The sequence below is a fragment of the Parafrankia sp. Ea1.12 genome, from assembly GCF_900465275.1.
In the GTDB taxonomy this organism is placed as follows: Bacteria; Actinomycetota; Actinomycetes; order Frankiales; family Frankiaceae; genus Parafrankia; species Parafrankia soli.
Map to the genome: position 1 here is coordinate 1 of NZ_UBIZ01000686.1, position 1,945 is coordinate 1,945.

Annotated in this window: 3 protein-coding genes; 1 reads left to right on the forward strand and 2 read right to left on the reverse strand. The window is 72.7% G+C overall.

Translation table 11 applies throughout. The features are described from left to right. The first annotated feature begins 85 nt into the window (after window positions 1-85). Window positions 86-697: an isochorismatase family protein gene (locus FMEAI12_RS35515; protein WP_071061687.1), complete on the forward strand. Its 612-nt coding sequence runs from the start codon at window positions 86-88 to the stop codon at window positions 695-697. A 77-nt stretch (window positions 698-774) separates the two neighbouring features. Here FMEAI12_RS35515 and FMEAI12_RS35520 read toward each other — a convergent pair whose 3' ends face one another. Further along, the gene (locus FMEAI12_RS35520; protein ID WP_018500123.1) at window positions 775-1,068 is read right to left on the reverse strand and encodes a DUF4193 domain-containing protein; all 294 of its coding nucleotides are present in this window, start codon (window positions 1,066-1,068) and stop codon (window positions 775-777) included. Between the two features lie 192 nt (window positions 1,069-1,260). Beyond that, window positions 1,261-1,794: a DUF3145 domain-containing protein gene (locus tag FMEAI12_RS35525; protein WP_041254795.1), complete on the reverse strand. Its 534-nt coding sequence runs from the start codon at window positions 1,792-1,794 to the stop codon at window positions 1,261-1,263. Between the last annotated feature and the right edge of the window lie 151 nt (window positions 1,795-1,945).

The following is a 1,945-nucleotide window of genomic DNA, read 5'->3' on the forward strand; positions in this document are numbered from 1 at the left end:
GCGCGGGGCGGTCTGCCGAGCGGCGCGGGCGAGGGGCGTCCGGGGCCCGGGCGAGGCGCCGCCGGATCGGGATCGAGGTGACGCGATGGCAACGCGGTACGGGCCCGGCGTGGCGCTGGTCGTCCTCGACCTGCAGAACGACTTCGCCGTGCCCGGGGGCAGCCTCTACGTCGCCGGTGGCGAGGACATCGTCGCCGGGGTGAACCGGGAGATCGCGGCGGCGACGAGCGCGGGCTCCCCGGTCTTCTACACCCAGGACTGGCATCCGCCATCCACGCCGCACTTCGTCACCGAGGGCGGGATCTGGCCGCCGCACTGCGTGCGAGGCACGCCCGGGGCGCGCCTGTGCCCCGACCTGACGGTGGCCGGTGAGGTGATCCGCAAGGGCGTGGACGGCCACGACGGGTACTCGGGCTTCTCCGTCCGTGACCCACGTTCGGGCGAGCGGTCGGCGACCGTGCTCGGCGAGCGGCTTGCCGCCGGCTCCGTCCGCACGGTCGTGGTGGTGGGCCTGGCTGGTGACTACTGCGTGCTGGAGACGGCGCTCGACGCCCGTGCGCTGGGTCTGGAGGTGACGCTCCCGCTGGAGCTGACCCGGTTCGTCGAGCTGGCGGAGGGTGATCGCGAACGCGCGATCGCCCGGATGGTCGGGGCGGGCGTGCGGGTGGAGGGCCTGGCCGCCCGGGGAGGGGGCTGACGCCGCCCCGCCGGGTCACCCGCCGCGGCGCTGCCGCGGGCTCCCGCGGCGGTGCCGCTGTCGGTGTGAAGCCGCTGTCAGGCGGCGCAGTCCCGGCACACCATCCGCCGGGCGTCGTAGAGCTGGCTGCGGTGGTGGACAAGGTAGCAACTGGTGCAGGTGAACTCATCTGCCTGCCGAGGCAGGACGCGGACGGTCAGCTCCTCTCCGGACAGGTCGGCGCCGGGCAGGCCGAGCTCGGTCTCGAACGGATCGACATCGTCACCGAGGTCGGCCGCCGCGTCCGCCCGCCGGGCCTTGAGCGCCTCGAGGCTCTGCTCCGAGGTTTCCTCGATATCGGCTGTGCGGGGGGTGTCGTAATCGGTGGCCACTGAAGTACTCCCAGAAAGGTTGTGCGCTCGTCGTGCGCAACCCACAACGCACGACCCCGGGGGTATGTGCCCGTCAGGCCCACGCGAACACGATGTGGGCTTGGCCACAGGGAGGTGAGCGCGGGCTCACAAGGACACACACGGGTTTCTAACGGGGCAATCTCCCCGGGCACGGAATGTCGTCGGCGGACGTCACCCGGTACGACGCAGCCAGGTGACCGGAGCTCCGTGCGCCCCACGGCGCAGCGGCTCGAGGACGTCGTCCCAGGCGGTTCCCAGCAGCCGGTGCAGGCCCCGCGAGAGGGTCTCCCGCGCCTCGCCGCGCTCCATCAGCGCCAGCAGCGCCCCCTCGCCGACGACGACGTCCCCGTTGGCGGCGATCGCGGCCCGGTGCAGGCCGAGATCGGGAGTGAAGGAGTAGCGCTCCGCGTCGCAGCCGGGCGAGGGCCCCTCGACGGCCTCGAACGTGACATGACCCAGCCGGCGCAGGACGGCGGCGAGCCGCCCGGCGGTTCCCGGGCTCGCCCGCCATTCCAGACCGGCATACAGGAAACCGGGCCGGCCCGGCTGCGCCGTCCAGGTCAGGGAGACCGGGGCGGACAGGGCACCGGACACGGCGAACTCCAGGTGCGGGCACAGTGCCGGCGGACATGCGAGCACCGCCAACTTGCCCGGCACGGCGAAGGACGACGAGCCGGAAGACAGCTCACGAGCTGTCGAGGACATTGCCACCACGCGGGACCTCCGTCGACGAGGAACGCCTTCCCCTGCGTCTCGTCACGCCGGACCCCTCGAATACCAGTCGATCGTGCCATGACCGGCGTTCGAGGACTAGACCCACCCCCTCCCCTGGTGCCACATGTGGTGACCCCCACCC

What these genes read in the sequence shown, in the direction of transcription:
- FMEAI12_RS35515 (WP_071061687.1), top strand. Translation starts at nt 86, where the DNA reads ATGGCAACGCGGTACGGGCCCGGCGTGGCGCTGGTCGTCCTCGACCTG.
- FMEAI12_RS35525 (WP_041254795.1), bottom strand. Translation starts at nt 1,794, where the DNA reads ATGTCCTCGACAGCTCGTGAGCTGTCTTCCGGCTCGTCGTCCTTCGCC.